At 56.2% G+C, this 26,642-nt stretch carries 22 protein-coding genes; 8 read left to right on the forward strand and 14 right to left on the reverse strand.

What is annotated here, in order from left to right:
* Positions 1-14: 14 nt before the first annotated feature.
* From FDX22_RS06790 to nasR, 7 genes are all read right to left on the reverse strand, one after another.
* Positions 15-1,400: a YchO/YchP family invasin gene (locus FDX22_RS06790; protein ID WP_146716904.1), complete on the reverse strand. Its 1,386-nt coding sequence runs from the start codon at positions 1,398-1,400 to the stop codon at positions 15-17.
* 102 nt (positions 1,401-1,502) lie between these two features.
* Positions 1,503-4,103, reverse strand: coding sequence for a nitrate reductase (locus tag FDX22_RS06795; RefSeq protein WP_146716905.1), 2,601 nt, complete (start codon positions 4,101-4,103; stop codon positions 1,503-1,505).
* On the reverse strand, positions 4,100-8,167 hold the full coding sequence (gene nirB / locus FDX22_RS06800) for a nitrite reductase large subunit NirB (RefSeq protein ID WP_146716906.1): 4,068 nt from the start codon (positions 8,165-8,167) through the stop codon (positions 4,100-4,102). The genes FDX22_RS06795 and nirB overlap by 4 nt, the downstream gene beginning before the upstream one ends.
* A 9-nt stretch (positions 8,168-8,176) precedes the next feature.
* Positions 8,177-8,965 carry an ABC transporter ATP-binding protein gene (locus FDX22_RS06805; protein ID WP_146716907.1) on the reverse strand — a complete coding sequence of 263 codons (789 nt, stop codon included), beginning with the start codon at positions 8,963-8,965 and terminating at the stop codon, positions 8,177-8,179.
* 9 nt (positions 8,966-8,974) lie between these two features.
* The gene (ntrB, locus tag FDX22_RS06810; RefSeq protein WP_117342905.1) at positions 8,975-9,850 is read right to left on the reverse strand and encodes a nitrate ABC transporter permease; all 876 of its coding nucleotides are present in this window, start codon (positions 9,848-9,850) and stop codon (positions 8,975-8,977) included.
* Position 9,851: 1 nt separating this feature from the next.
* A complete protein-coding gene (locus FDX22_RS06815) occupies positions 9,852-11,111 on the reverse strand; it encodes a CmpA/NrtA family ABC transporter substrate-binding protein (RefSeq protein WP_137399963.1) in 1,260 nt (419 codons plus the stop codon).
* Between the two features lie 226 nt (positions 11,112-11,337).
* Positions 11,338-12,519: a nitrate regulatory protein NasR gene (gene nasR, locus FDX22_RS06820; RefSeq protein ID WP_146716908.1), complete on the reverse strand. Its 1,182-nt coding sequence runs from the start codon at positions 12,517-12,519 to the stop codon at positions 11,338-11,340.
* A gap of 73 nt (positions 12,520-12,592) precedes the next feature.
* Here nasR and FDX22_RS06825 point away from each other — a divergent pair, with 73 nt between their 5' ends.
* A complete protein-coding gene (locus tag FDX22_RS06825; RefSeq protein WP_096756774.1) occupies positions 12,593-12,946 on the forward strand; it encodes a DsrE/DsrF/TusD sulfur relay family protein in 354 nt (117 codons plus the stop codon).
* 263 nt (positions 12,947-13,209) lie between these two features.
* Positions 13,210-13,455 carry a DUF1883 domain-containing protein gene (locus FDX22_RS06830; protein WP_096756773.1) on the forward strand — a complete coding sequence of 82 codons (246 nt, stop codon included), beginning with the start codon at positions 13,210-13,212 and terminating at the stop codon, positions 13,453-13,455.
* A 47-nt stretch (positions 13,456-13,502) separates the two neighbouring features.
* On the opposite strand, the gene FDX22_RS06835 is transcribed toward FDX22_RS06830, so the two are convergent.
* The gene (locus FDX22_RS06835) at positions 13,503-14,198 is read right to left on the reverse strand and encodes a gamma-glutamylcyclotransferase (RefSeq protein ID WP_137361821.1); all 696 of its coding nucleotides are present in this window, start codon (positions 14,196-14,198) and stop codon (positions 13,503-13,505) included.
* Positions 14,199-14,596: 398 nt separating this feature from the next.
* Between FDX22_RS06835 and chaA the strand changes: the two genes are divergently transcribed.
* Positions 14,597-15,697 (forward strand): sodium-potassium/proton antiporter ChaA, encoded by a 1,101-nt coding sequence (chaA, locus tag FDX22_RS06840; RefSeq protein ID WP_115258290.1) that lies wholly within the window; start codon positions 14,597-14,599, stop codon positions 15,695-15,697.
* Between the two features lie 105 nt (positions 15,698-15,802).
* Here chaA and kdsA read toward each other — a convergent pair whose 3' ends face one another.
* From kdsA to hemA, 6 genes are read right to left on the reverse strand one after another with little or no spacing between them, the layout of a single operon-like run.
* The gene (kdsA, locus tag FDX22_RS06845; RefSeq protein WP_096756770.1) at positions 15,803-16,657 is read right to left on the reverse strand and encodes a 3-deoxy-8-phosphooctulonate synthase; all 855 of its coding nucleotides are present in this window, start codon (positions 16,655-16,657) and stop codon (positions 15,803-15,805) included.
* A gap of 35 nt (positions 16,658-16,692) precedes the next feature.
* Positions 16,693-17,502, reverse strand: a complete 810-nt coding sequence (sirB1, locus tag FDX22_RS06850; RefSeq protein ID WP_096756769.1) for an invasion regulator SirB1 — start codon at positions 17,500-17,502, stop codon at positions 16,693-16,695.
* 2 nt (positions 17,503-17,504) lie between these two features.
* On the reverse strand, positions 17,505-17,897 hold the full coding sequence (gene sirB2, locus FDX22_RS06855; protein WP_096756768.1) for an invasion regulator SirB2: 393 nt from the start codon (positions 17,895-17,897) through the stop codon (positions 17,505-17,507).
* Positions 17,894-18,727: a peptide chain release factor N(5)-glutamine methyltransferase gene (gene prmC, locus FDX22_RS06860; protein WP_146716909.1), complete on the reverse strand. Its 834-nt coding sequence runs from the start codon at positions 18,725-18,727 to the stop codon at positions 17,894-17,896. The genes sirB2 and prmC overlap by 4 nt, the downstream gene beginning before the upstream one ends.
* Positions 18,727-19,809: a peptide chain release factor 1 gene (gene prfA, locus FDX22_RS06865; protein ID WP_115258288.1), complete on the reverse strand. Its 1,083-nt coding sequence runs from the start codon at positions 19,807-19,809 to the stop codon at positions 18,727-18,729. Before prfA ends, prmC begins: the two co-directional genes overlap by 1 nt.
* 41 nt (positions 19,810-19,850) lie before the next feature.
* Positions 19,851-21,107: a glutamyl-tRNA reductase gene (gene hemA / locus FDX22_RS06870; RefSeq protein ID WP_096756765.1), complete on the reverse strand. Its 1,257-nt coding sequence runs from the start codon at positions 21,105-21,107 to the stop codon at positions 19,851-19,853.
* Between the two features lie 211 nt (positions 21,108-21,318).
* Here hemA and lolB point away from each other — a divergent pair, with 211 nt between their 5' ends.
* The 5 genes from lolB to FDX22_RS06895 all read left to right on the forward strand — a co-directional run bounded on the left by lolB (position 21,319) and on the right by FDX22_RS06895 (position 26,457).
* Positions 21,319-21,942, forward strand: a complete 624-nt coding sequence (lolB, locus tag FDX22_RS06875; RefSeq protein WP_096756764.1) for a lipoprotein insertase outer membrane protein LolB — start codon at positions 21,319-21,321, stop codon at positions 21,940-21,942.
* Entirely contained in the window at positions 21,939-22,790 is an 852-nt protein-coding gene (gene ispE / locus FDX22_RS06880; protein ID WP_135911905.1) for a 4-(cytidine 5'-diphospho)-2-C-methyl-D-erythritol kinase, read from the forward strand. Before lolB ends, ispE begins: the two co-directional genes overlap by 4 nt.
* A gap of 266 nt (positions 22,791-23,056) precedes the next feature.
* Positions 23,057-24,004 (forward strand): ribose-phosphate diphosphokinase, encoded by a 948-nt coding sequence (prs, locus tag FDX22_RS06885; RefSeq protein WP_001518537.1) that lies wholly within the window; start codon positions 23,057-23,059, stop codon positions 24,002-24,004.
* Positions 24,005-24,128: 124 nt separating this feature from the next.
* Complete coding sequence (dauA, locus tag FDX22_RS06890) at positions 24,129-25,808, forward strand: C4-dicarboxylic acid transporter DauA (protein ID WP_146716910.1); 1,680 nt, start codon at positions 24,129-24,131, stop codon at positions 25,806-25,808.
* A 106-nt stretch (positions 25,809-25,914) separates the two neighbouring features.
* Positions 25,915-26,457, forward strand: a complete 543-nt coding sequence (locus FDX22_RS06895) for a GNAT family N-acetyltransferase (protein WP_146716911.1) — start codon at positions 25,915-25,917, stop codon at positions 26,455-26,457.
* The last annotated feature ends 185 nt before the right edge of the window (positions 26,458-26,642 follow it).

Raw genomic sequence — 26,642 nt, forward strand, 5'->3', positions numbered from 1 at the left:
AATGCTGCTTATCGTTAACGAGGATCATTTTCCGACACCGCGCTAAACGGTTCGGTCAGTGATAGCGTGATCTCATTGGAAGAGACACGCTGACCCTGTTCGTCTTCCACCACCACCGACAGCCGCCAGCGGTTTGTTGCCCCGTCACTGCTGTCCCATTTTGGCATAATAATCGTCCAGCCTTCTGCACTCCGGGTAGTTGTTCCCGCCGTCAAACTCAGCGCTTGCGTATCCCCCTGCCACGTCAGGTGGCGAATACCGTGCTGACTGCGCACTTCCAGCTTCAGCGCTACCGACTCGCCAGGCGTGAGATCCCACGGCGGAGTTGCCAGAAACACAGCCAGAGTTTTGCGCTGGCGATATTCCATCGTCGGCAGATTGTTACGCTGTGGTAAGTCATAACGACTCCCGCGTAAGGACTGACTGCCAGCCACTTCGCTGACCATCAACTGTTTTTTTAACGGTACGCCAAAGCGATAGTTAAGCTTTACGCCGACGCTGTTCTGGCTGACCCCGCTTTCACCCTGCTTATGCTGCGCGGTCACCGTAACCAGCGGCACCGGCGTGTAGCTCAGCCCCAGCTTGACCGCCACCGGATTATGGTAGCCGGTTCCGGAATGAAACAGATCGACCTGGTCGCCAAAGTATTGCTCCACGCTAACGCTGGTATTGAGATGTTCATAAAACGGGACCCGCATCAGTGCAGTAAGATCGTATCCCCGCGCCATGCGCTGCACCTGCGTCGCAGAACGTTCCTGCCAGGACGAGAACGGCTGGTAATAATTGGCTGATAAGCGCAGATACTCGCCCCACGCTTCGGCACCCACGCCACCGCGCGGCAGGTTTTCATCCAGCAGAGTGTCATAAAAGGTGTTGTAACCTAACAACCAGCCGTTGCGTACCCAGCGCTGCCCGATGCCCAGATTACTGACCAGCCCCTCATCTTGCTGGGTTATCCCCATCTGGCTCCAGGTCAGGTAACGTTGATTATCCTGCCACGGAATAAACCAGCTTCCCCGGCTGCCGGTAAAGCTACCCTCGTTATCCACCTGTAGCCCAACGCTGGCATTACCCCAGGGAGAAAGCAACGACTCCAGTTGTTGATTCACCTGCTCGCTGACCGTGTCACGCACCTGGCCAAACGCAAACTGCTTCGCCTGTTCACCGGTATCAAGACCATTATCGGTCATGCTGGCTTCGCCAAACGCTTTGACCATTTCGGCAAAATGCTTTTCACCGGCCCGGGACTCCGCTGCCATGCCAAGATCGGGTAAGCCATCATGATTGTTGTCAAACGGGTTGGCGGCCTGCTGGATAAACGAAGACTGCGCGCTGGCAGTACCGCCTGCCAGCGGCAAGAGTAGGAGGATACTACGTGTACAACTGAAAAAACGGCTCAAATCGTCGTGGCTTTTACATCATTAAAATCAGGTCTCTCGACCGTTAACCATACCTTTCAGGCCAGCAATTTGCAGCCTTTTCTCAAATTTTCAGGAATATCCTTACTCTTTAAGCGTTACCGTTTGTTTCAGTAAGGCACGCAACTCCGGGATGCACGACCCACAGTTGCTGCCGCAGCGCAGCTGTTGCCCCAACGTCTGAACCGAATGGCAACCGTCGGTGATAGCACGGACGATCGCCGTTTCGCCTACGCTGAAACAACTGCACACTATCGCCCCCTCGTCAGGCGCTATACCTGCGGGTTTGCCGCTCAGCAGCGCATGGCGTATTTCAGCATTGTCTGGCGCTCGCACAAACGCGGCGAGAATAGTGACGGTGTCAATCTCAGGCTGCGTCGCCGCCGACCAGAATCCCAGCATCAGTTGCCCCTCCCGCCAGGCCAGGATATTCAGCCCCTGGCCCCAGTGCGCCTGCTGGATTTGCCAGCCTTGTGCCGTGCAGTACTGGCATAGCCAGCTGGCGAATTCCCTGTCACCCGCCAGGGTATAGCGAAAAACCGTGTCCGCCGCTTTGCGCCACCAATGGACAAAACCGGGCAGTGTTAATTGATGCCGACTAAACATCTCCCCCTGCCATTGCGGCTGCCAGGGCATGATACGCACCGCAGTCTGTTTGCTTTCTGGCTGTCCGGAATGGGGATCGCACACCGGTGCGACCAGCGCGTTTACCCGGCCCTGACGGGCAAAGCTGTTGTTCCAGTGCATCGAGGTAAACGCGCTGCCCGCCCGCTGACCTGGCTGGATTGCCACCCTGCCCACCATCAGCCCGCGCGGGGAACTGATACGACACAGCGCTCCCCCGGTCAGCTGAAATCGTACGGCGTCCTCGGGTGACACCTCGACCAGCGGTTCACTGATGTGCTGCATCAGGCGCGAAACGGTGCCGGTGCGGGTCATGGTGTGCCACTGGTCACGGATACGCCCGCTGTTTAACACCAGCGGATAGAGCGCATCACAGGCGGTTGTCATCCCCTGCGGCGTGACCGGCACCAGCCGCAAACGCTGGTTCGCGTGCCAGCCCTGCCAGAGGTTTAGCGGCGCTAGACGTCGACTGACCGGCCAGCGAACCGGGGTCATGTCTTCCCACTGCGCGTACGTCATATCAGCCAGGGCACCAATATCAAAGGCGCGTTCCCCATTATTTTCAAAACCGGAAAGCGCCGCATGTTCACAGAAGACCTCCCACGCGTTTTGCCAGCTAAACGCCCCGGCATACCCCAGCTGTTTAGCCATCTGGGCGATAATCCACCAATCCGCACGCGCCTCACCGGGAGAGGACAAAAAGGCGCGCTGGCGAGAAATGCGCCGCTCTGAATTGGTCACCGTACCATTCTTCTCTCCCCAGGCCTGCGCCGGAAAGCGAATGTGGGCATAGCGACTGGTATCGGTGTCGGCCACCACCTCGGAGACAATGACCAGCGGGCAGGCCGCCAGCGCCTGACACACGGCATGGCTGTCCGGTAACGATACCGCCGGGTTAGTCCCCATGATCCACACCGCTTTAATCTTGCCGTTGCCAATAGCCTCGAACAGCTCGACCGCCATCAACCCCGGCGTTTGCGCCAGCCGCTCAGCGCCCCAGAAGCGGGCCACGCGCGACAGGTCCTGCGGGTCAAAACTCATCTGTGCTGCCAACTGCGTCGCCAGCCCGCCTACCTCGCGACCGCCCATCGCGTTTGGCTGTCCGGTCAGCGAAAATGGCCCGCACCCGGCGCGGGCGTATTTACCGCTGGCCAAGTGGACGTTGATGATCGCATTGCATTTATCGCTGCCGCTGGCGGACTGGTTAATGCCCATGGTGTACAGCGTGACGGCCTTTGGCGCCTGCATAAACGCGTCATAAAACGCGGTGACTTCCGCCACCTCCAGCCCACAAAACTGCGCCACCCGCGCCACGTCCCAGTCACGCGCGATAGCCAGCGTTTCCGTTGCCCCGTCAAAATCCCCCAGCGCTGCACCGTCGGTGGCAATTCTGTTGAGTAAACCCACGAACAGCCCACCGTCGCTGCCAGGCAGCAGCGGCAGATGCAGATCCGCAATATCACAGGTGGCAGTACGTCGGGGATCGATAACCACCACCTTCAACAATGGATTAGTTTGTCGTGCCTGCACCAGCCGTTGGTACAACACTGGATGCGTCCACGCGGCATTCGATCCCACCAGCACCACCAGATCGCTACACTCGATATCTTCATAGCTGCAGGGCACCACGTCGGCACCCAGCGCCCGCTTATAGCCGGTCACCGCCGACGACATGCAAAGCCGCGAGTTGGTATCGATATTGGCCGCACCGATAAAACCTTTCATCAGCTTGTTGGCCGCGTAGTAATCTTCCGTCAGTAGCTGACCGGAAGCGTAAAAGGCCACCGCCTGCGGGCCGTACTGGGCGATAATGCTGCGCAGACGCGTGCCTGCGGTTTCCAGCGCCTGCGACCAACTGACCTTCGCCCCGTCAACCGTCGGCTGTAACAATCTGCCGCTCAGCCCGGTGGTTTCCGCCAGCGCCGCGCCTTTGACGCACAGGCGACCAAAGTTTGCCGGATGGTCAGGATCGCCCCGGACGTTAACGCCTTTTTCGTTCACCTGGGCGATCACCCCACAGCCGACGCCGCAGTAGGGACATGTGGTACGTATCTCACTCATGAGGCCTCCGCGCGCAGAATCAATGCCTGATTGCCCACCCACACTTTTCCATCCACCACTTTAACCGGCCAGGCGCGTACCGCCTGCTCGCCGCTGTCATACTGGCGACCATCACGCAGGCGAATGCGCTGTTTATACAGCGGCGAAATCACAACAGGCTCACCGGCTACATCCCCCAAAATGCCGCGCGAAAGTACCTGAGCGTCACTGCCGGGTTCACGATTATCCAGCGCATAAATCGACTGACCAAAACGGAAGAGTGCGATTTGCAGGTCACCCAGTAGGGCACCAATCCCTGCCTGTTCCGGGATCGCCTCAAGCGGGCAGATCGCCTGCCAGGGTTTCACCGGCAATGTCTCACGAGCATGGCGTACAGGGGGGGCCAACTGCGGCTGGCCGCGTAAGGCTTGACGCGCGATGGCGTCATCCGGGGCATCGCTGTTGACGTAAGAGCGAAACAGCGCCAGACGTTGCGGACTGCTGAGCGTGGTTTGCCACTCGCACTGGTAGCTTTCCACTACCCGCGCCATCTCTTGTTCCAACTCGCTGGCAATACCTAAGCTATCGTCCATGATCACCTCGCGCAGGTAATCAATACCGCCTTCGAGATTGTCCATCCAGGTACTGGTACGCTGCAGGCGGTCCGCGGTGCGGATGTAGAACATCAGGAAACGATCGATGGTCTGAATCAGCATGGCATCATCCAGATCGCTGGCAAACAGATCGGCATGGCGCGGCTTCATGCCGCCGTTGCCGCATAAATACAGGTTCCAGCCTTTATCCGTGGCAATGACGCCGACATCTTTCCCCTGGGCTTCGGCACACTCGCGGGTACAGCCGGAAACCGCCATTTTGATTTTGTGCGGTGCGCGCAGGCCCTTGTAGCGATTCTCCAGCGTGACCGCCAGTCCGGTTGAGTCTTGAACACCGTAGCGACACCAGGTTGAGCCGACGCAGGACTTCACCGTACGCAGCGACTTCCCGTAAGCGTGCCCGGTCTCGAACCCCGCCTCGACCAGCTCGCGCCAGATATCGGGCAACTGTTCAAGCCGCGCACCGAAGAGATCAACCCGCTGCCCGCCGGTAATTTTGCTGTACAACTGGTAGCGTTTAGCAATCTGACCAATGGCAATCAGGCCATCCGGCGTCACTTCCCCCGCTGGCATGCGCGGGACCACCGAATACGATCCGTCTTTTTGAATGTTGGCAAAATAGCGATCGTTCGTATCCTGCAACGGCAGATGCGCAGGTTTAAGCAGATACTCATTCCAGCAGGAGGCCAGCACCGACCCCACCAGCGGTTTACAAATTTCACAGCCGTGCCCGTGTCCATAACGGGCAATCAACTGTTCGAAAGTGTGAATATGATTCACCCGCACCAGATGATAGATTTCCTGACGCGACCAGGGAAAGTGTTCACAGATATCCTTTTTGACCTCCACACCCTGTGCAGCCAGCTGATGCTCCATCACCTGTTTGACCAGTGCGCTGCACCCGCCACAGCCGGTTGCCGCTTTGGTACACTGTTTTATTGCACCGATATCCGTCGCCCCAGCGCTGACCGCCCGGCAGATATCGGCCTTGCTGACGTTATGACAAGAACAAATCTGTGCGGCGTCAGGGAGTGCCGCCACCCCAAGCACTTTCGGTGCGCCGCCCGCCACGGCAGGCAGGATCAGCAATTCCGGCTGCGCGGGCAGCACCAGTCCGTTCAACATCATTTGTAGTAGCGTGGCATAGTCACTGGCATCGCCCACCAACACGCCGCCCAGCAGCGTTTTGCCGTCGGCGCTGACGACGATTTTCTTGTAGATTTGCTGTGGGCCGTGGGTCCACTGATAGCTTTGCGCCCCCGGCGTGCGCGCCTGCGCATCACCAAATGACGCCACATCAACGCCGAGCAGCTTGAGCTTAGTGCTCATGTCCGCCCCGCCAAAACTGGCCTCTTCCCCGGCCAGCCGCGCGGCGGCAACGCGCGCCATCTGATAGCCCGGCGCCACCAGTCCAAATATCCGCCCTTCCCACAGCGCGCACTCGCCAATGGCGTAAATGGCATCATCTGACGTGCGGCAGTAGCTATCAATGCTTATTCCACCGCGATCGCCGAGGTGTAAGCCACTGCTGCGAGCCAGCGTATCCTGCGGGCGGATACCGGCGGAAAACACCACCAGATCGGTGTCCAGCCGCTCTCCGTCGGCAAAATGCAGCACCAGACCGTCTGGCGTACGCTCAATTTCGCGGGTGGATTTTGCGGTATGCACCCCCACCCCCAGCGCCTCAATTTTTTCGCGCAGCATAGCGGCGCCGGCATTATCCAGTTGCACCGCCATCAGGTTCGCGGCGAATTCAACGACATGGGTTTCCAGCCCAAGCTGGCGCAGCGCATTGGCCGCCTCCAGCCCAAGCAGCCCACCGCCAATCACCACCCCACGCCGGGCATTTTTCGCTTTTTCCGCAATGGCATCGAGATCGTCGAGCGTACGGTAAACAAAACAATCCGCGGAATCACCGCCTTTTACCGGCGGCACAAACGGGTACGATCCGGTGGCCAGCACCAGCGCATCCCAGTGGGTTTCATGGCCGCTGGCGGTACGGATAACCCGAGCTTCACGGTCGATTTGCGTCACACACTGCGCAAGACGCAGCTCGATACCGTGACGCGCAAAGAAGTCCTCGTCCACCAGTGACAGCGACTGCGCGCTGCGCCCGGCGAAATACTCGGAAAGATGTACCCGATCATAGGCGGCATAACGTTCTTCGCCGAACACCACGATGTGATACTGCATATGCAGGTTGCGGCTTACGCATTGCTCGAGAAAATGGTGGCCAACCATACCGTGTCCCACAACAGCCAGCGTCGGTTTTGTCATCGTCATCAGTCCTGCAGCCGGTGGCTGCGTATCAAAGCGGTCAAATAGCCAGGCGGAATTTGCCGGCGCGTGTGCATCCAGCAAGTCGGTGAGCGGCGCAGCGCTGCGGCAATTGCCCATTAACAGCACGCCATGGAGTTTTCCGTCGCGAATCAGCAAACGACGGTAGTGTCCGCTGAGCGGATCCCAGCTACTCAACGCGGTATCCGTGGGTTCGGCGTCCGTTACCCCAGCGCTGAACAGGTCGATTCCCGTCACCTTCAGGCGCGTGCCGCGATCCTGCCAACGAAATCCCTCGCCGTTCTGGCCTGCCAGGCGTGCAGCCAGCACCTCGGCCTGCTGCAGGCACGGTGCCACCAGCCCCCAGGTCTGGCCGTTAATTTCACAACACTCGCCCACCGCGCTGATGCCTGCGACGGTGGTACGCAGTTGTGCGTCCACCACGATCCCCCGTTGGCAGCTCACACCGCTCTCCTGCGCCAGGTGGATATTGGGTTTGACGCCGGTCGCCATCACCACCCGCCGCGCGGCCAACTGCTCGCCATCCAGCAATGTGACGCGATCTCCTTCAATGCAGGTAATCCCGGAATTGAGTACGCAGCGAATACCGCGCGCTGTCAGCTGGGCCTGTAACAGATCGCTGGCCTGCCGATCCAGCTGGTGCTCCATCAGACGTTCGGCGCGATGAATTAACGTGACGTTGTCACAGCTTAACCGTAGCGCTGCCGCTGCCTCCACGCCGAGTACGCCGCCGCCAAGCACCACCACCGGACCTGGTTGTTGCAAGATGGCCTCCACATCCGCCATCGTGCGAAACGCGTGCACATGCGCCTGTTCACCGCCAGGAATTGGCGGAATAAACGGCACCGAGCCGGTGGCAAAAACCAGCTCATCCCACTCAAGGATGCGCCTGCAGGTCGTCAGCCGGCGGCGAGTCGCATCAACGGCCAGCACGCGTTCCCCGCTCAGCACCGTCACGCCGTGGTCGGTATACCACTGGCGCGGATGAAGTAGCGTGTGGGCAAACGCCTTCTCCCCACCCAGCACCGGTGATAGCTGGATGCGGTTATAGGCCAGCTGCGGTTCCTCACCGATAAGCGTGATCGCGATGTCGCTGCACTTGTACGCCAGCAGCGCCTCGGTCAGGCGCGTCGCCGCCATGCCGTGCCCCACAATGACCAGTCGTTGCGTCATATCGCCCCCTTACGCCGCCTTCGGCTGTTTCTCATACAGGAAGTGGAGGATGCGTTGCCGCAGGTGGTGATAACGGCTGTCATCCGCCAACTGGACGCGGTTACGCGGGCGCGGCAGATTTACCGCCAGAATCTCGCCCACCGTGGCCGCCGGGCCATTGGTCATCATCATCACCCGATCAGAGAGCAGCACCGCCTCATCGACGTCATGGGTAATCAGCACAATGGTGGTGTTCAGCGATTGCTGGATCTGCATCACCGTGTCCTGCAAATGTGCTCTGGTGAGTGCATCCAGCGCGCCAAACGGTTCATCCAACAGCAGCACTTTGGGTTTCATGGCCAGCGCACGGGCAATACCCACTCGCTGCTTCATGCCGCCGGAAACCTCGCCTGGATGTTTGTGCATCGCGTGGCCCATCTGCACCCGTTCAAGATTGTGCGCAATCCACTCGCGCCGCTCGGCCTTGTTCATGGTGCGGCGAAAGACCTGATCGACCGCCAGCGCCACGTTGTCAAAGCAACTCAGCCACGGCAGCAATGAATGGTTCTGGAATACAACCGCCCGCTCCGGCCCCGGCCCGGCAATTTCGCGGTTATCGCAAAGCAGGCCGCCTTCAGTGGGTAACGTGATGCCCGCGATCAGATTCAGCAACGTCGATTTCCCGCAGCCGGAATGACCAATCAGGCTGACCGTTTCCCCTTCATGGATATCAAACGAGACGTTTTGCAGCGCCAGAAACTCGCCGCTGGCGGTGGAAAAACGTTGGCTCACTGCCTGTACCTGAATAATGGGTTTCATGCTGTCTCCTTATTTTTCCTGCCAGCTAAAACGACGGGCGACCCGCATCAGCCCCTGCTCAAGCAGCAGGCCCACGACGCCAATAATGACAATGGCGATAAGAATGTTTTCGACGTTGAGGTTGTTCCACTCATTCCAGATCCAAAAGCCAATACCCAGTCCACCGGTGAGCATTTCGGCGGCCACAATCACCAGCCAGGCAATACCGATAGACAGGCGCATGCCGGTGAGGATCGCAGGCAGTACCGCGGGAAAAAGAATGCGGCGCATCACCGTCCACTCGGAGAGTTGGAGTACACGGGCGACGTTGAGATAATCGTCAGGAATTCTGCGCACCCCTTCGGCGGTGTTGATCACCATCGGCCAGATGGAGCAGATAAAAATAGTCCAGCTGGAGGCCGGTTCCGCCTTTTGAAACAGCAGCAACCCAATGGGCAGCCAGGCCAACGGGCTGACCGGGCGCAGCAGCGCGACCAGCGGTGAAAACATGTGTGAGGCGAAGGTAAATCGGCCAATCAGAAATCCGAGCGGGATGCCGACTAGCGCCGCGAGGCCAAAACCAATGGCCACCCGCTGCAATGACGCCAGCACGTTCCAGCCGATGCCCATATCGTTCGGCCCATTGTTATAGAACGGGTCAGCAAACAGCGTTAGCGCCGAGTCCAGCGTGCTGAGCGGCGTCGGAAATCCCTGGCTGTTGATCGCCGCCAGTTGCCAGCACACCACCAGCAGGCCCATCCCCAGCAGCGCGGGCACGGCTCGTCTGACCCACGCGTGCAGCCACAAATAGGCCGGCGTTTTGCGTTTTCTCACCGTCACGGCAGCCAGCGTGATCACCTCACCCACAGCCGGTTCAGGGGTTTTTAGTTGCGTGTTTTGTTTCATCTCAGGCTCCTTTACGGTGGAGGGTAAAGCGGTTGGCATACGCTTCCGGGTCGCGACCGTCCCAAACGGTACCGTCCATCAGCGTGCTGGTACGCAGTAGCTGCGCTGGCGGGGTTATGCCGCCTACGGCCGTCGCCGCGTCGCGCCAGATATCAATACGGTTGACCCTGGCCGCAATATCCGCATAGTCCGGAGCCTGCTTAAGCAGTCCCCAGCGGCGGAACTGCGTCAGGAACCACATGCCGTCCGAGTGCCACGGGAAGCTGACTTCTCCGTCACGAAAGAATTGGATCGGGTGCGCGTCCTGCCAGCGATGACCAGCACCGTTGTCGTATTCGCCCAGCATGCGCCCGGTCAGGTACTGTGCTTTGGTATTGAGCCAGGCGCGCCCGGCAAGGATTTGCGCCGTTTCACGTTTGTTGGCCTCGCTGGCGTCAATCCAGCGCGACGCCTCAAGTACGGCGCTGACCAGCGCCCGGGCGGTGTGCGGATGCTTCTCCACCCATTCCCGGCGCGTGCCGAGCACTTTTTCCGGATGATCGGGCCAGATTGCCTGCGAGGTAGCGGCGGTAAATCCGATGCGGTCGTTAATGGCCCGCGCATTCCACGGCTCGCCGACGCAGAAACCGCTCATATTGCCGATGCGCATGTTCATCACCATTTGCGGCGGCGGCACCACCACGGTACGGATATCGGTAAACGGATTGATGTCGGCGCTGGCCAGCCAGTAATAGAGCCACATGGCGTGCGTGCCGGTGGGAAAGGTATGCGCGAAGGTGTAGGTTCCTGGCGCCTGCCCGGCAATCAGCTTTTTCAGCGACGGCGCGTCGGCGATCCCCTGCTCCTGCAGCGCAGCAGACAGCGTGATGGCCTGGCCGTTTTGGTTCAGCGTCATCAGATTTGCCATCGCCTGCGGTTTGCTGGCGATGCCCAACTCCAGCCCGTACAAGAGTCCATACAGAACGTGGGCGGCGTCCAGTTCGCCGGAAACCAGTTTGTCACGTACCGCCGCCCAACTGGCCTCTTTGCTGGGCACCAGCGTAATGCCGTACTTTTTATCAAAGCCTTTCAACGCGGCAATCACCAACGGTGCGCAGTCAGTGAGGGGAATGAAGCCCACTCTGACCGTGTTCATTTCTGGCGCGTCAGACCCTGCAGCCCACACCGATGGCATCAGGCCGGAAATCAGGGATGCCCCCCCGATGGCGGCGCTGGCCTGCAGGAATCGCCGCCGCGTTAGCAAAACTGTTCTGTCACCCATACATGCTCCCCATAACAAAAAAAAAGCGCCCGGCAATGCCGAAGCATTGCAGGACGCCTTTATCCTCAAAGCAGACAAACCGCCGTTGGTCTGTTGCTAAACTGTCTGTAGAGATGAATGCAATTCGGATGCCAGAATTTCGCTGGCGCGCTGAGCGGCTTTTACCTCCCGGTGACGTTATTTTGCACCCGAATATGGCAGAGGCTGCTCGTCTGTTGTGCAGCCGCTATCCCTGAATAAGTGATTTCACGGTCAACAGCGCACGGGCGATATCCACCATCCGCTGATTTTTATCCATCGCCATTTTGCGCAGCCGTTGCCAGGCCTGTTCCTCACTCATATTGTGATGATTCATCAGTACACTTTTCGCCTTATCAATCACCTTCCGCTCTTCTAACGTATCCTGTAGCGACGCCAGTTGGCCGCTCATCTGCTCGAGCTGGCGTGCCTGCTGGCGAACCAGCAGCAGAAGCTGTTTGTCGCGACGCAGGCAGAGGTTGTCATCGGCGCTATCATCAAGCCAGTTATCGAGCGGCAGCGCGTTGGCGTCTTCCGCCAGACGCCGCTCAACGGCCTGCATCAGCTCGCCAATCAGCCTCTCCTCCACGTCGCGTAAACGTTCCAGCCGCTGGGTCTGCAACGTAAACCAGCGCAGCGCACTTTCGCCGTTATCGGCCTGCGGGTGTCGCGTACAGACCTGGCGACGCAACTGTTCAATCGTGCCAGAAGCTTCACACTGCTGGCGAAAATGCTGCACCAGCGCCGGTGAGGCCAGTGAGCTAAAGGCTTCAAAGCACGGCTGCTGTCCGTCGATCCGATCCACCAGCGCCTGGCGCATAGGCGGCTCAAATTCGCCAAGCGTAAAGCCAATCGCGCCCAATGCCCGCTCTTGTCCCACCAGCTCTTTGCCCTGCATAAAGCTGTACAGGGCCACCATCCCGCGGGCAACGTAGGGGTCATCAATACTGTCATTAAGTTGCGGGACAATACCGAGCACATGCCGCAGCGCACGGTTGTACTGCGCCATGGCCTGTTGCGCATCTAACGCCTGCCCGCTGACCGCTTCACGCAATGCGGGCAACTGCGCCAGGCACCAGACGGTACCGGCGATGCGATGGCATAGCGTGCTGCTGGCCTGCGGCATAAGCTGCGTAAACAGCGCGTGCAGTTGTCGACATTCCTCATCCACCAGTGCGCGGCTGGCACGGACCTCCGGACCGTAAAGTGACCCACGGGAGCACAACCAAATGTTGGATGCACCGCGTTCGCACTGTAGCATATGCACCAGATGGCTAATGCGCGTCACCAGTTGGCCTGACTGCGCCAACTGGCGAAGCTGGGTATTCTCAAGCTGACGTGCGTGGTGAAACCATTGCGTGGCACCGGGGTCTTGCGCATGTGTCATCATCTCTGCTCTCACGGATAACGGGTTTTCCCAAAGAGCTAGCAATATCCATGCCCCCCTGACAACAGGAGTCAAAATGCAAAAGATAGTGATCGTCGCGAACGGTGCGGCCTATGGAAGCGAATCGTTATTTAACAGTCTGCGTCTGGCCATTGCCCTGCGCGAACAGGATGACAGCCTCGATCTGCGACTTTTTTTGATGTCGGACGCGGTAACGGCGGGAATACGCGGGCAGAAGCCGACGGAAGGCTACAATATTCAGCAAATGCTGGAGATCCTGACCGCACAAAATGTGCCGGTGAAACTGTGCAAAACCTGCACCGATGGTCGTGGCATCACCACGCTGCCGTTAATCGACGGCGTTGAAGTCGGGACATTGGTGGAATTAGCCCAGTGGACGCTAGCGGCGGATAAGGTGTTAACCTTCTGATAGACGACTTTTCAGGTAAGCGCACTGAAAGAGCCGGATATTTCCAGATTTAATCTGCCTGGGGCGCGGTTTCGCTAAACGTAAGCACGCCCTTTCAACGCTTTTCAGGGATTTTGTCATTTTTGTTTAATCGTTATGCCATTTTTTGATCAAAATCAGCATCCTGTCCCTCCCCCTTTGGTGTTATGCCATGAGTGAAATGTGAACAACATCACGCAGCACTTTCGACAGAAAGTACGTTGTTTTCAAGAACGGGGTGAAAAATGGCATTAGTGAAGGCAAGTTTGAAATTGTTTGGTGGAGATACCGTGGTGGTGCGCTGTTCTGAGCGCTGTCACATTCATCTGATGAGCGAAAAAAATCACGTCAAAGACACGCAGACCGACATTTTAAGCGTGCAGGATCGTGATAACGCATGGTTGACCGTGCCGTATACCGGCACGTGGAATGTTCTGATCGACAGCCACAGCCAGTCGCTGGAACATTCCATCAGTTATATCGCCGCCTGACAGTTAGCTGCCCGAAAGCACTCTCGCTTATCGGGCAGTTCGCCGACTCAGGCAAATCCTGGCCGCATGACCCCTTCCGGTAACACCTCGCCCAACAGTCGTTTGACCGTGACGATCAGTTCGTTCAGGCAATCATCCTGCATGCCTAACCGGGACAATTCCTGTTCCAGCGAGAACAGATACTGCGCATTGGTTCCCAATGGTCCGCTGGCGGTAGCGATAAGCGGCGCGATCACCTGCGCGCGCGTATCTGCCTCAAACAATGGATGCCGCGGATCCATAATAAAGACCAACGCATTGACCGTCCGCCCGTCATCAAGCGTGAGCTGACACCAGGTCGGAAGATAGCAGCCGGTGATCATTTCGCGCTTCCACAGCAACGTCAACTCTTGCTCCAGCGAGGCGTCCGGTAAGCGGTAGGCTACACCGGTGGTGCGGCCCCCTTCTTTCAGGGCCAGCATCCGTCCAGGCTGACACGCCGTGCCTCGTCCCGCCGTCAGGCGCAGGCAAAATGCCCGGTGCCAGCCGACTAACGTGCCGGTACACGACTCCTCAAACTCTAAGGCCGGGTTCCACATCAACGATCCATAACCAAAGATCCACACCGGTCCATCATCTGGTCGGCAAGCGAGTGTGGCAGCCAGTGAGGCTGCCCGTTGTTCCGCTGACCAGAGTAGTGATTCTTCAATAGCACCAAATGCCGTCTTACAGTCGGCATTCAATAAAAAATCACGCGTTAACACCTTACACCTCCGCCACTGCAACGTCCCTGCGACAACTTTTTGACGCCTTCCGGGCTTTTTTGCTGTTCATTTTGAAACCAATATCAGGACAATAGGCAATTCACTGGCTGCATGCAAGGCAGCAAAGGCTCAACGGCACTTTATATCCTGTACTGATGGCGCGATCGGTACCGACATGTTGCTCATTGTGAGTGTCAATATTTGTGCACCATTAAAACTAACACCTTGTTATTTAAATCGTCTCTAAACAAGATAAATGATTATATTCACTTTGAAGCAAGAAACGGGCCACGCCGTAAAATTACGTAAAAACAGATCGGAAATACCGAGATATCTGTTATTTTTTACATTCTTTAATACATTTATAATTATAAATACCTGCAGAGATGGAGAAGTGAATGACACATGCACATGAGGCGGTAAAAACCCGCCACAAGGAGACCTCGCTCGTCTTCCCGATTTTGGCGCTGGTAGTTCTGTTCTTATGGGGGAGCAGTCAGTCACTACCAGTGGTTATCGGCATTAATGCGCTTGCCCTGGTGGGTATATTAAGCAGTGCATTTAGCGTTGTACGTCACGCAGACGTATTAGCCCACCGACTCGGTGAACCCTATGGTTCCCTGATCCTGAGCCTGTCGGTGGTTATTCTTGAAGTCAGCTTAATTTCTGCATTAATGGCAACGGGCGACGCCGCGCCGACCCTGATGCGCGATACGCTCTATTCAATCATTATGATTGTCACCGGTGGTCTGGTCGGTTTTTCATTACTGTTAGGCGGGCGTAAATTTGCCACCCAGTATATGAATCTGTTTGGTATTAAACAGTATTTGATCGCCCTGTTCCCGCTGGCCATTATTGTTCTGGTGTTCCCGATGGCATTGCCGGGCGCGAATTTCACCACTGCGCAGGCGCTACTGGTGGCGTTAATTTCTGCCGCAATGTACGGCGTATTTCTTCTGATTCAGACAAAAACGCACCAGAGCCTGTTTATTTACGAACACGAAGACGAGGGTGACGACGACGACCCGCACCACGGTAAACCGTCAGCGCACAGTAATATGTGGCATGCGGTTTGGCTTATCGTCCATTTAATTGCGGTTATCGCAGTGACCAAAATGAACGCCAACCCACTGGAGACGCTGTTAACGGAACTGAATGCGCCGGTTGCGTTCACTGGTTTCCTTGTCGCATTGCTGATCCTCTCTCCTGAAGGGCTGGGTGCGCTGAAAGCGGTGCTGAGCAATCAGGTACAGCGTGCGATGAATTTGTTCTTCGGCTCCGTGCTCGCCACCATTTCGCTGACAGTTCCGGTTGTAACGCTGATTGCGTGGGCGACGGGCAACGACCTGGTGTTTGGCTTAGGTTCGCCAGAGATGATTGTGATGGTTTCTTCGTTGGTACTGTGCCAAATTTCCTTCTCGACCGGGCGCACGAACGTGCTTAACGGTGCGGCACATCTGGCACTGTTTATCGCCTATCTGATGACGATCTTTGCTTGATTCATAAAAAAGCCGGATGCGACGCAAAGCGTCATATCCGGCCTACAGTGATTTTTGCGTCGTAGGCCCGATAAGCGTAAGCGCCATCGGGCACACAAGCCAAACTTAGTTCTCAGTATCCAGTTCGTCGAAGCTTTTCACCAGATCATCAACCGCTTTGATCTGGGTGAGGAACTGTTCCAGCTTCGCCAGCGGCAGCGCGGAAGGACCGTCACATTTCGCATTGGCTGGATCCGGATGTGCTTCAATGAACAGACCCGCCAGACCCACCGCCATACCGGCACGCGCCAGTTCTGTCACCTGCGCACGACGACCGCCGCTTGCAGCACCGAACGGGTCACGGCACTGCAGCGCGTGGGTAACGTCAAAAATAACCGGTGAGTTACCGGAAACTTTCTTCATCACGCCAAAGCCCAGCATATCCACAACCAGGTTGTCGTAACCGAAGTTTGCGCCACGATCGCACAGAATAACCTTGTCGTTGCCACCTTCATGGAATTTATCCACGATATTACCCATTTGACCTGGGCTTACGAACTGCGGTTTTTTGACGTTGATAACGGCACCGGTTTTCGCCATCGCTTCAACCAGATCGGTCTGGCGAGCGAGGAAGGCCGGAAGCTGAATCACGTCCACAACGTCAGCCACAGGCTGCGCCTGGCTGGCTTCATGCACGTCGGTGATCACTTTTACGCCAAAGGTTTGTTTCAGTTCCTGGAAGATTTTCATCCCTTCTTCAAGGCCCGGACCACGATAAGAGTGGATGGAAGAACGGTTGGCTTTATCAAAGGAGGCTTTGAACACGTAAGGGATACCCAGTTTCTGAGTAACGGTTACGTAGTGCTCACAAATGCGCATCGCCAGATCGCGGGATTCCAGCACGTTCATGCCGCCAAACAGCACGAATGGCAGGTCATTTGCCACGTTGATGTCGCCAATGCTAACCACTTTTTGTTTCATAGGATCGCCTTAAACGGTAGGTAAAGTGTCATTAATCAATGCAATACAATATGCTTGTGCGAAATAGTATTTATCTGCGCACGGATCATTTCGCTGATCGGGTCTTCCGGACACTGCTCAACGAAATAACTTAAATCGGTTAACGCAACATGTTCACATTCCAGCTGCGCGTAGATCAATCCGCGATCGCGTATTTCATACGGATCTTCAGGATTGAACTGCAATAAGGCCTCACTGGCGCGCAGTGCCAGCTCCATTTGCCGTTCTTCCATCAGCGATGATTTCAGCGTGTCGAGCAGTTTGCGGATCACTTCCGCGTTATCCGCCTCATCGAGATCTTCGTTAAACAGCTCAGCTACCGGGCTGATATTGCCCTTTAGCCACACTTCCAGCGTGTGCTCATTTAACGTTTCGCCATTGAACGGGTTAATCAACCACATTTCGCCTTCCAGTGATTCAATGCGCAGAATTAACTGCGTCGGGAAAATCACCGGCACCAGCGGCAGATCCAGCCGATTGGCCAGCCACAACAAGATGGCGCCAAGCGACACCGCGCTGCCCTGACGATTTTTCAGGACCTGGTCGAGCCAAAGTGCATCAGAAAGACGATAGACGCCGCGGGTATCCGTAAACCCCCAGTCGCCGTAAAAAAGTGCCAGCAATTTTTCCAGTTGCTCATCCTGAGACAGGAGCTGGCTAATTTCTTCATGCGCGAGGCTGGCCAGACGTTCCAGTTCGTCGTAGACAGATTGCGTAGGGAAATCCAGGCGGATAGACTCCGATGCCAGGATCATCCCATCGCACAATGGCGCTTTATTAAATTCGAAATCAGCTAACGACCTCATGATTACCCCAGTAACGGTATTTTTGTGGTGGCGAGTTTAATGATGATGTACAGCACCACCAGCGCCAGCGGAAAGGCGATTAAACGCGCCTGCTGGCTGCGCGCCCGACGATAATCGAGCGCAATAAAACCCAAAACGATGTAAATGATAACCCCAAACAGCTTTTCAGTCAGCCATGTCCCCTGTTCGGTGAATGGCAGGATGTGCGTTTTAGCGATCAACGCTACGCCGCTGAGTAACAAAACGGTATCAATGACCGGCGGAGCAATCCGCGTCCAGCGCGCTGACGCAAGGCGTGCTTGCGTGTAACGCCACCAAAAACGCAGCGTGAGCAGCCCCACGGACAGCGCAATGCTAATAAGATGAACGCCGAGCAACAGGCTGAAGGTGGTCATGCAGCGAGGCGCCCGAGCGTAATGCGCTCGTTGCCGCCGTAATCACGACAGGTTTCGACCGCCTGGTATCCACTGCGCGTAAACGCGTCACGCACCGCCTGCCCCTGCTGCCAGCCGTGTTCCAGTAGCAAATAACCGCCAGGGGTTAACATGTGTTTAGACTGTTCGATAATATGCACAATATCCGCCAGGCCATGATCGCCCGCCACCAGCGCGGTCAGCGGCTCAAAACGTACATCGCCTTGTGCCAGATGCGGGTCCTGCTCATCAATGTACGGTGGGTTACTGACGATCATGTCGAACTGCTGCCCCTGTAAAGCGCTGAACCAGTCGCTTTGCAGCACGCGCACATTGTTGATGCCCAGATGCTGCGTATTGCGGGTCGCCAGCGCCACGGCGTCCGGCATCCGATCAACCGCCGTCACGTCGCAGTCCGGGCGCTCGGAAGCCAGCGCCAGCGCAATAGCGCCCGTACCGGTCCCCAAATCCACAATGCGGCACGCAGAGGCAGGCAGGCGTGCCAGCGCCTGCTCGACTAAGCATTCGGTGTCCGGACGTGGAATAAGCGTCGCCGGTGACACGAACAGCGGCAGCGACCAGAACTCGCGAACGCCGGTTAAGTGCGCCACCGGCTCTCCCCGTTGACGACGCGCCACCAGCGCGTTCAGCTGTTCCTGCTGTGCCACGGTTAATACCGTTTCACCAAACGCCAGAATAAAGGTACGCCCTTTGCCGGTAACGGTCTCGAGTAAGATCTCGGCGTCGCGGCGCGGGCTTTCGCTGTCCTGTAATTGGGCTATTGCTTCACGCAACCAGTGCTGATAATCCATTAATCCTGCTCGGACAACGCCGCCAGCTGGTCGGCCTGGTATTCCTGGACAATTGGCTCAATGAGCATATCCAGTTTCCCTTCCATCGCTTCGTCCAGACGGTAGAGCGTCAGGTTGATGCGGTGATCGGTTACGCGACCCTGTGGGAAGTTATAGGTACGGTTACGATCGCTGCGATCGCCGCTGCCTAACAGGTTGCGGCGCTCGGAGGCTTCCGCCTGCTGGCGTCGCGCCACTTCGGCGGCACGAATACGTGAACCCAGCACCGACATCGCTTTAGCTTTGTTTTTGTGCTGTGAACGTTCGTCCTGACATTCAACCACAATACCGGTCGGTAAGTGGGTAATACGAATAGCAGAGTCGGTGGTGTTAACGTGCTGACCACCGGCCCCCGATGAACGGAAGGTATCAATGCGCAGGTCAGCCGGATTGATGTCCGGCAGTTCCGCTTCCGGCAGCTCAGGCATTACCGCGACCGTACAGGCAGAGGTATGGATACGCCCCTGAGATTCGGTGGCCGGAACGCGCTGTACGCGATGACCGCCGGACTCAAACTTCAGTCGACCATACACGCCATCGCCGCTCACTTTGGCAATAATTTCTTTATAGCCACCGTGTTCACCTTCGTTGGCGCTCATGATCTCCACGCGCCAGCGGCGGGATTCAGCGTAACGGCTGTACATACGGAACAGATCGCCTGCAAACAGCGCCGCTTCATCGCCGCCGGTTCCGGCACGCACTTCAAGAAACGCATTACGTTCGTCATCCGGATCTTTCGGCAGCAGTAGCACTTGCAGATGCTGTTCCAGCTGTTCACATTTTTCTTTTGCTTCGCGCAGTTCATCCTGCGCCATCTCACGCATTTCAGGATCGTCGAGCATCATCTGTGCTGTTTCGATATCATCCTGAACCTGTTGCCAGTCCGTGAAACAGCGAGAAACATCGCTTAACTGGGCATATTCGCGCGACAGCGCACGAAAGCGATCCTGGTCTGCGATGGTTCCCGCATCGCCGAGCAGCGCCTGAACTTCTTCATGGCGTTCATGCAGGGCTTCCAGTTTGGCAACGATAGAAGGCTTCATAGGCGTAAATGCACCCTGTAAAAAATAAGATTGGTGTGCTGCTACTCCAGCCCGAGGCTGTTGCGCAGAATATTCAGGCGTTCACTATCCCCGTCACGGGCAGCCTGTTGAAGAGATTTGGTTGGTGCATGGATCAGGCGGTTAGTCAGTTTCCAGGCCAGATCTTGCATAATGGCTTGCGCATCACCGCCCTGTTGAAGAGCAGCCAACGCTTTGGCGGTCAGTTCATCACGCACTTGTTCTGACTGACTGCGATATTCGCGGATGGTGTCACTCGCGCTTTGGGCGCGGAGCCAGGCCATAAATTCGCTGGTTTCCTGCTCGACGATCGTTTCGGCTTCCACCGCCGCCGCTTTACGCTGCGCCAGATTATGCGAAATGATGCTTTGCAGGTCGTCAACGCTGTACAAGTAAGCGTTCGACAGTTTGCCGACCTCCGGCTCAACATCGCGCGGTACGGCGATATCGACCAGCAGCATCGGCTGATTGCGGCGGTTTTTCAGCGCGCGCTCCACCATCCCTTTACCGATAATCGGCAGCGGGCTGGCGGTAGAACTGATAATGATATCGGCGTCCTGTAAACGTGCGTCGATATCACTCAATGAGATCACCTCAGCGCCGACTTCGTCTGCCAGCACCTGCGCACGTTCACGCGTACGGTTGGCGATGATCATCTTCTTCACTTTGTGTTCGCGTAGATGACGCGCCACCAGTTCGATGGTCTCACCTGCGCCAACCAGCAGTACGGTTACCGTGGACAGCGATTCAAAGATTTGTCGCGCCAGCGTACAGGCCGCAAAAGCAACGGACACGGCACTGGCGCCGATGTCGGTTTCGGTGCGGACACGTTTGGCGACGGAGAACGATTTCTGGAACATGCGCTCCAGCGCACTGGCGTTCAGGTGGCCTTTTTGCGAATCCGCAAAGGCTTTTTTCACCTGGCCGAGAATTTGTGGCTCGCCGAGTACCAGCGAATCCAGGCCGCTGGCAACCCGCATCAGATGGCTGACGGCGTCGTTGTCCTGATGCCAGTAAAGGCTGCTGCGCAGTTCTTCTTCATTCAGATTATGGTATTCGCACAGCCAACGGATCAGCGCCTCTTGCAGGTTATCCTGCTCTTCGACGCTGAGATACAGCTCCGTGCGGTTACACGTCGACAGCACTACCCCGCCTTGCACCATTGGCTGCGCAAGCAGGCTGTCCAGCGCCTGATCGAGCGTATCCGGCGAAAACGTTACGCGTTCTCGCAGCGATACAGGTGCCGTTTTATGGTTAATACCAAGCGCTAAAAGGGTCATGTGTGCGGGAATAGTACCAGCGTTGATAAGGTTAGACTGCGGGCATCATACAGGATGCGTGCGGCCAATAAAAGAGACTGCCCCCTTTTGGAGTAATAGCTTAGTGCACAAATTTTAGTGATTTAAGATAACGTGAACGTAGACGAGGTCAGATGGCGGCGCTAGCATTAAGAACTATAACTGCAACGTATCTCAAGGATTTGTCATCATTATGACCCTGCCTGATTTTCGCCTGATCCGCCTGCTGCCGCTGGCAAGCCTGGTCCTCACCGCCTGTACACTCAATGCGCCGAAAGGTCCTGGCAAAAGCCCGGACTCCCCGCAGTGGCGTCAGCACCAGCAGGAAGTGCGTGCGCTGCACCAGTATCAGACGCGCGGCGCGTTTGCCTACATTTCCGAACAGCAGAAGGTCTATGCCCGCTTCTTCTGGCAGCAAACCGGTCAGGATAACTATCGTCTGCTGCTGACCAATCCGCTGGGCAGTACCGAACTGGAACTGAAAGCCCAGCCGGGCAACGTCGAGCTTGTCGATAATAAAGGCAAGCATTATACCGCCGATGATGCCGAAGAAATGATTGGCAAACTGACCGGGATGCCGATTCCGCTCAATAGCCTGCGTCAGTGGATCCTCGGTCTGCCGGGCGATGCCACCGATTACAAACTTGACACGCAGTACCGTCTGAGCGAAGTCAACTACAGCCAGAACGGTAAGCGCTGGAAAGTGGTGTACAGCGCCTACGACAGCAAAACGCAGCCAGCGATGCCCGCTAACATGGAACTGTCCGACGGCGACCAGCGCATTAAGCTGAAAATGGATAACTGGATCGTGAAATGATGACCCATTGGCCCTCTCCGGCAAAACTGAATCTGTTTTTATACATCACCGGACAGCGTGCGGATGGTTATCACACGCTGCAGACGCTGTTTCAGTTTCTCGATTACGGCGATGATATCCGCATTGAGGTGCGCGATGACGGCGACATTCATCTACTCACCCCGGTTGCGGGTGTGGAGCATGAAGATAACCTGATCGTGCGCGCCGCGCGTTTGCTGATGAAAACTGCCGCAGAAAGTGGACGCTTGCCCGCCGGGCGCGGCGCGGCCATCAGCATTGATAAGCGCCTGCCAATGGGCGGGGGTCTGGGCGGAGGCTCCTCGAATGCCGCAACGGTTCTGGTGGCGCTGAACCACCTCTGGCAGTGCGGGCTGTCCGTCGATGAACTGGCAACCATCGGATTAACTCTGGGTGCCGACGTGCCGGTATTTGTACGCGGACACGCGGCCTTCGCCGAGGGGGTGGGAGAAATTCTCACGCCGGTCAATCCACCGGAAAAATGGTACCTGGTTGCTCATCCTGGCGTCAGTATTCCGACGCCGGTGATTTTTAAAGACCCGGAACTCCCGCGCAACACGCCAAAAAGGTCAATAGAAACGTTACTAAAATGTGAATTCGGCAATGATTGCGAGGTTATCGCAAGAAAACGTTTTCGCGAGGTTGATGCAGTGCTTTCTTGGCTGTTAGAATATGCGCCGTCGCGCCTGACTGGTACAGGGGCCTGTGTCTTTGCTGAATTTGATACAGAGTCTCGTGCTCGCCAGGTGCTTGAGCAAGCCCCGGAATGGCTCGAAGGCTTTGTGGCGAAAGGTGTCAACCTCTCCCCATTGCACAGAGCGTTACTCTAAATCATTCGGGTTTCAGGAAGATGGCGAGATGACGAATCGCCAGGAGCATACAAAAGTATGTGACTGGTGTGAGGAATTGATGCCAGCGCACATGAAACGCGAGAGATAACGAGTAAGCCGGGCAAGCTGAGTTGCGGTGACAACGTCACCCCGTTCCAGACGTTGCATCGCGCTCTTTAATACACCGCCTGGAGAGGATACTGCCTGGCCCGCACAGTTTTCGGCAGATTCTTTCCACCAATGGACGCATGCCTGAGGTTCTTCTCGTGCCTGATATGAAGCTTTTTGCTGGTAACGCCACCCCGGAACTAGCACAACGTATTGCCAACCGCCTGTACACTTCACTCGGCGACGCCGCTGTAGGTCGCTTTAGCGACGGCGAAGTCAGCGTACAAATTAATGAAAATGTACGCGGTGGTGATATTTTCATCATCCAGTCCACTTGTGCCCCTACTAACGACAACCTGATGGAATTGGTCGTTATGGTCGATGCTCTGCGCCGTGCTTCCGCAGGCCGTATCACCGCCGTTATTCCTTACTTCGGCTATGCACGCCAGGATCGTCGCGTACGTTCCGCTCGTGTACCGATTACCGCAAAAGTCGTCGCTGACTTCCTGTCAAGCGTTGGCGTTGACCGCGTCCTCACCGTTGACCTGCATGCTGAACAGATCCAGGGCTTCTTTGACGTACCGGTTGATAACGTATTCGGTAGCCCAATTCTGTTAGAAGACATGCTGCAGCTGAACCTGGACAACCCGATTGTGGTTTCTCCGGACATCGGTGGCGTCGTGCGTGCCCGCGCTATCGCTAAGCTGCTGAACGATACCGATATGGCTATCATCGACAAACGTCGCCCGCGTGCGAACGTTTCTCAGGTGATGCACATTATTGGTGACGTTGCAGGTCGTGACTGCGTCCTGGTTGATGACATGATCGATACCGGCGGTACGCTGTGCAAAGCAGCAGAAGCGCTGAAAGAACGTGGTGCCAAACGCGTATTTGCTTACGCAACTCACCCGATCTTCTCAGGCAATGCGGCAAACAACCTGCGCAACTCGGTGATTGATGAAGTCGTGGTTTGTGACACCATTCCACTGACCGACGAAATCAAAGCACTGCCGAACGTGCGTACGTTGACCCTGTCGGGTATGCTGGCCGAAGCGATTCGTCGTATCAGCAACGAAGAATCCATCTCTGCTATGTTCGAGCATTAATCGAGCCCGGCTCAAAAACCCGCTGCGGCGGGTTTTTTTATCCGTTTTATTTATTTGTATGATTTATGCCAACTTCAACTATCATTTTCTAGATAGATGATGCGCTCATGGATGAAACATTATTGTGAACAGACTATTTTCCTCACATGTGATGCCTTTCCGCGCCCTCATCGACGCTTGTTGGAAAGAAAAATATACCGCCTCGCGCTTTACCCGTGATCTGATCGCCGGGATAACCGTGGGCATTATTGCTATCCCGCTGGCAATGGCGTTGGCAATTGGCAGCGGCGTTGCGCCACAATACGGCCTGTATACCTCAGCCGTTGCCGGGATTGTTATCGCCCTTACCGGTGGTTCACGTTTTAGCGTCTCCGGTCCTACCGCCGCCTTCGTGGTGATTTTATATCCGGTGTCGCAGCAGTTCGGGCTGGCAGGTCTGCTGGTGGCTACGCTGATGTCCGGGATCTTCCTGATCCTTTTCGGCCTCGCCCGATTTGGCCGATTGATCGAATATATCCCGGTCTCCGTTACCTTAGGCTTTACCTCAGGTATCGGTATCACCATCGGTACCATGCAGATTAAAGATTTTCTCGGTCTGCAGATGGCACACGTCCCGGAACACTACCTGCAAAAAGTGGGTGCGTTGTTTATGGCCCTGCCGACCATTAACCTTGGTGATGCCGCCATTGGCGTGGTCACGCTGGGGATCCTGATTTTCTGGCCGCGTCTGGGGATCCGCCTGCCTGGTCATCTTCCGGCGCTGCTGGCCGGTTGTGCGGTAATGGGCATCGTTAACCTGACAGGTGGCCATGTCGCGACCATCGGTTCTCAGTTCCACTACATTCTGGCGGATGGTTCGCAGGGCAACGGTATCCCGCAACTGCTACCACAGCTGGTGTTGCCGTGGGATATGCCGGGGTCAGACTTTACGCTAAGCTGGAGTTCATTACGGGCGCTGTTACCGGCAGCCTTCTCGATGGCGATGCTCGGCGCGATTGAATCCCTGCTGTGCGCTGTGGTGCTCGACGGGATGACCGGCACCAAGCACAAAGCCAACAGCGAGCTGGTGGGTCAAGGGCTGGGGAATATCGTCGCGCCATTCTTTGGCGGCATCACCGCCACCGCCGCAATTGCCCGCTCTGCGGCTAACGTTCGCGCCGGGGCCACCTCGCCCATTTCTGCGGTGATCCACGCGATTCTGGTGATCCTCGCCCTGCTGGTGTTAGCTCCGTGGCTTTCCTGGCTGCCACTTTCCGCCATGGCGGCCCTGCTGCTGATGGTGGCGTGGAACATGAGTGAAGCCCATAAAGTGGTGGATCTGCTGCGTCACGCACCGAAAGACGACATCATCGTGATGCTGATGTGTATGTCGCTGACCGTACTGTTCGATATGGTAATCGCCATCAGCGTCGGTATCGTCCTTGCCTCGCTGCTGTTTATGCGCCGCATTGCGCGCATGACGCGCCTGGCACCGGTTAACGTAGACGTACCGGACGATGTGCTGGTGCTGCGCGTGATTGGCCCGCTGTTCTTTGCCGCAGCGGAGGGATTGTTTACCGATCTCGAAACGCGTATTACAGGCAAGCGCATCGTGGTACTGAAGTGGGATGCCGTCCCGGTACTGGATGCCGGTGGTCTGGACGCCTTCCAGCGTTTTGTTAAACGACTGCCGGAAGGCTGTGAATTACGTATCAGTAATCTGGAGTTCCAACCGCTACGCACCATGGCGCGTGCGGGTATCCAACCCATCCCCGGCCGTCTGGCGTTCTTCCCGAACCGTGACGCCGCACTGGCTGATATTTAACGTTTAGTGATGGCCGGCAGGCTTTGCTTGTCGGTCACTCTTCACTTCTGCAATCCCCGCTGAGTTGCTATTATCATTTCCCCTACTCCTGATAATACCCACAACAATGAACCCTAATGCTACGTATACCTTTCGCGAAATTACCGAGTCGGATATTCCCGCCGTTCAGTCATTTATTATCCGTCATTTAAATCTCTATTTTCAGGCTAACAGGCCCACTCCACGTCCTGACGAAGACATATTAGATTTACGTTCACACTACCTGCACCACCCCCGAAATCTACTGCTCGGCGCGTGGGATGCACACCAGCAACTTATCGCTACGCTGGCAGTGTGTCAGTACGATGACAGAATCATGGCATTGCGCGGGCGCTATGATTTAGCCAACACCGCAGAAATTTGCCGCTGTTACGTGGAACAGGAACACCGCCGTCGAGGTATAGGCCGCCAACTTATGACGCTGGCAGAAGCATATTGTCAGCGTCAGCAATATAAAACGCTCTACTTGCATACCCATCATTTTTTACCCGGCGGCTATCAGTTTTGGTGCAACAATCTCTTTAACATGTTCCTTGATGAAGGTGGCGAGCAACAAATTGTCCATATGGAAAAACACATTGAAAAATGTGATGTGGCGCAGATTATTTAATAAGCGTGTATTTCTCGCTATTCATTTTATTCTTTTTCAACGCCACATCGTTAATTGATCAACATCAAATAATTCTCATTTAATTTACCAAATATTTATTATCTTCGGCACATCACAATGAACCATTAAAGATTAACCACATGATTTAAAAGGAATTAAAAATGACAATTAAATACTACCTACTT

The organism is Citrobacter sp. TBCS-14 (genome assembly GCF_005280805.1).
Classification (GTDB): domain Bacteria; phylum Pseudomonadota; class Gammaproteobacteria; order Enterobacterales; family Enterobacteriaceae; genus Citrobacter; species Citrobacter gillenii.

Coding starts and splice junctions, on each gene's coding strand:
- kdsA (WP_096756770.1), bottom strand. CDS start 16,657: ATGAAACAAAAAGTGGTTAGCATTGGCGACATCAACGTGGCAAATGAC.
- prfA (WP_115258288.1), bottom strand. CDS start 19,809: ATGAAGCCTTCTATCGTTGCCAAACTGGAAGCCCTGCATGAACGCCAT.
- lolB (WP_096756764.1), top strand. CDS start 21,319: ATGACCCTGCCTGATTTTCGCCTGATCCGCCTGCTGCCGCTGGCAAGC.
- sirB1 (WP_096756769.1), bottom strand. CDS start 17,502: ATGAGGTCGTTAGCTGATTTCGAATTTAATAAAGCGCCATTGTGCGAT.
- nirB (WP_146716906.1), bottom strand. CDS start 8,167: ATGACGCAACGACTGGTCATTGTGGGGCACGGCATGGCGGCGACGCGC.
- FDX22_RS06895 (WP_146716911.1), top strand. CDS start 25,915: ATGAACCCTAATGCTACGTATACCTTTCGCGAAATTACCGAGTCGGAT.
- nasR (WP_146716908.1), bottom strand. CDS start 12,519: ATGATGACACATGCGCAAGACCCCGGTGCCACGCAATGGTTTCACCAC.
- FDX22_RS06795 (WP_146716905.1), bottom strand. CDS start 4,103: ATGAGTGAGATACGTACCACATGTCCCTACTGCGGCGTCGGCTGTGGG.
- prmC (WP_146716909.1), bottom strand. CDS start 18,727: ATGGATTATCAGCACTGGTTGCGTGAAGCAATAGCCCAATTACAGGAC.
- FDX22_RS06825 (WP_096756774.1), top strand. CDS start 12,593: ATGCAAAAGATAGTGATCGTCGCGAACGGTGCGGCCTATGGAAGCGAA.
- chaA (WP_115258290.1), top strand. CDS start 14,597: ATGACACATGCACATGAGGCGGTAAAAACCCGCCACAAGGAGACCTCG.
- ispE (WP_135911905.1), top strand. CDS start 21,939: ATGATGACCCATTGGCCCTCTCCGGCAAAACTGAATCTGTTTTTATAC.
- sirB2 (WP_096756768.1), bottom strand. CDS start 17,897: ATGACCACCTTCAGCCTGTTGCTCGGCGTTCATCTTATTAGCATTGCG.
- hemA (WP_096756765.1), bottom strand. CDS start 21,107: ATGACCCTTTTAGCGCTTGGTATTAACCATAAAACGGCACCTGTATCG.
- ntrB (WP_117342905.1), bottom strand. CDS start 9,850: ATGAAACAAAACACGCAACTAAAAACCCCTGAACCGGCTGTGGGTGAG.
- FDX22_RS06815 (WP_137399963.1), bottom strand. CDS start 11,111: ATGGGTGACAGAACAGTTTTGCTAACGCGGCGGCGATTCCTGCAGGCC.
- FDX22_RS06805 (WP_146716907.1), bottom strand. CDS start 8,965: ATGAAACCCATTATTCAGGTACAGGCAGTGAGCCAACGTTTTTCCACC.
- FDX22_RS06830 (WP_096756773.1), top strand. CDS start 13,210: ATGGCATTAGTGAAGGCAAGTTTGAAATTGTTTGGTGGAGATACCGTG.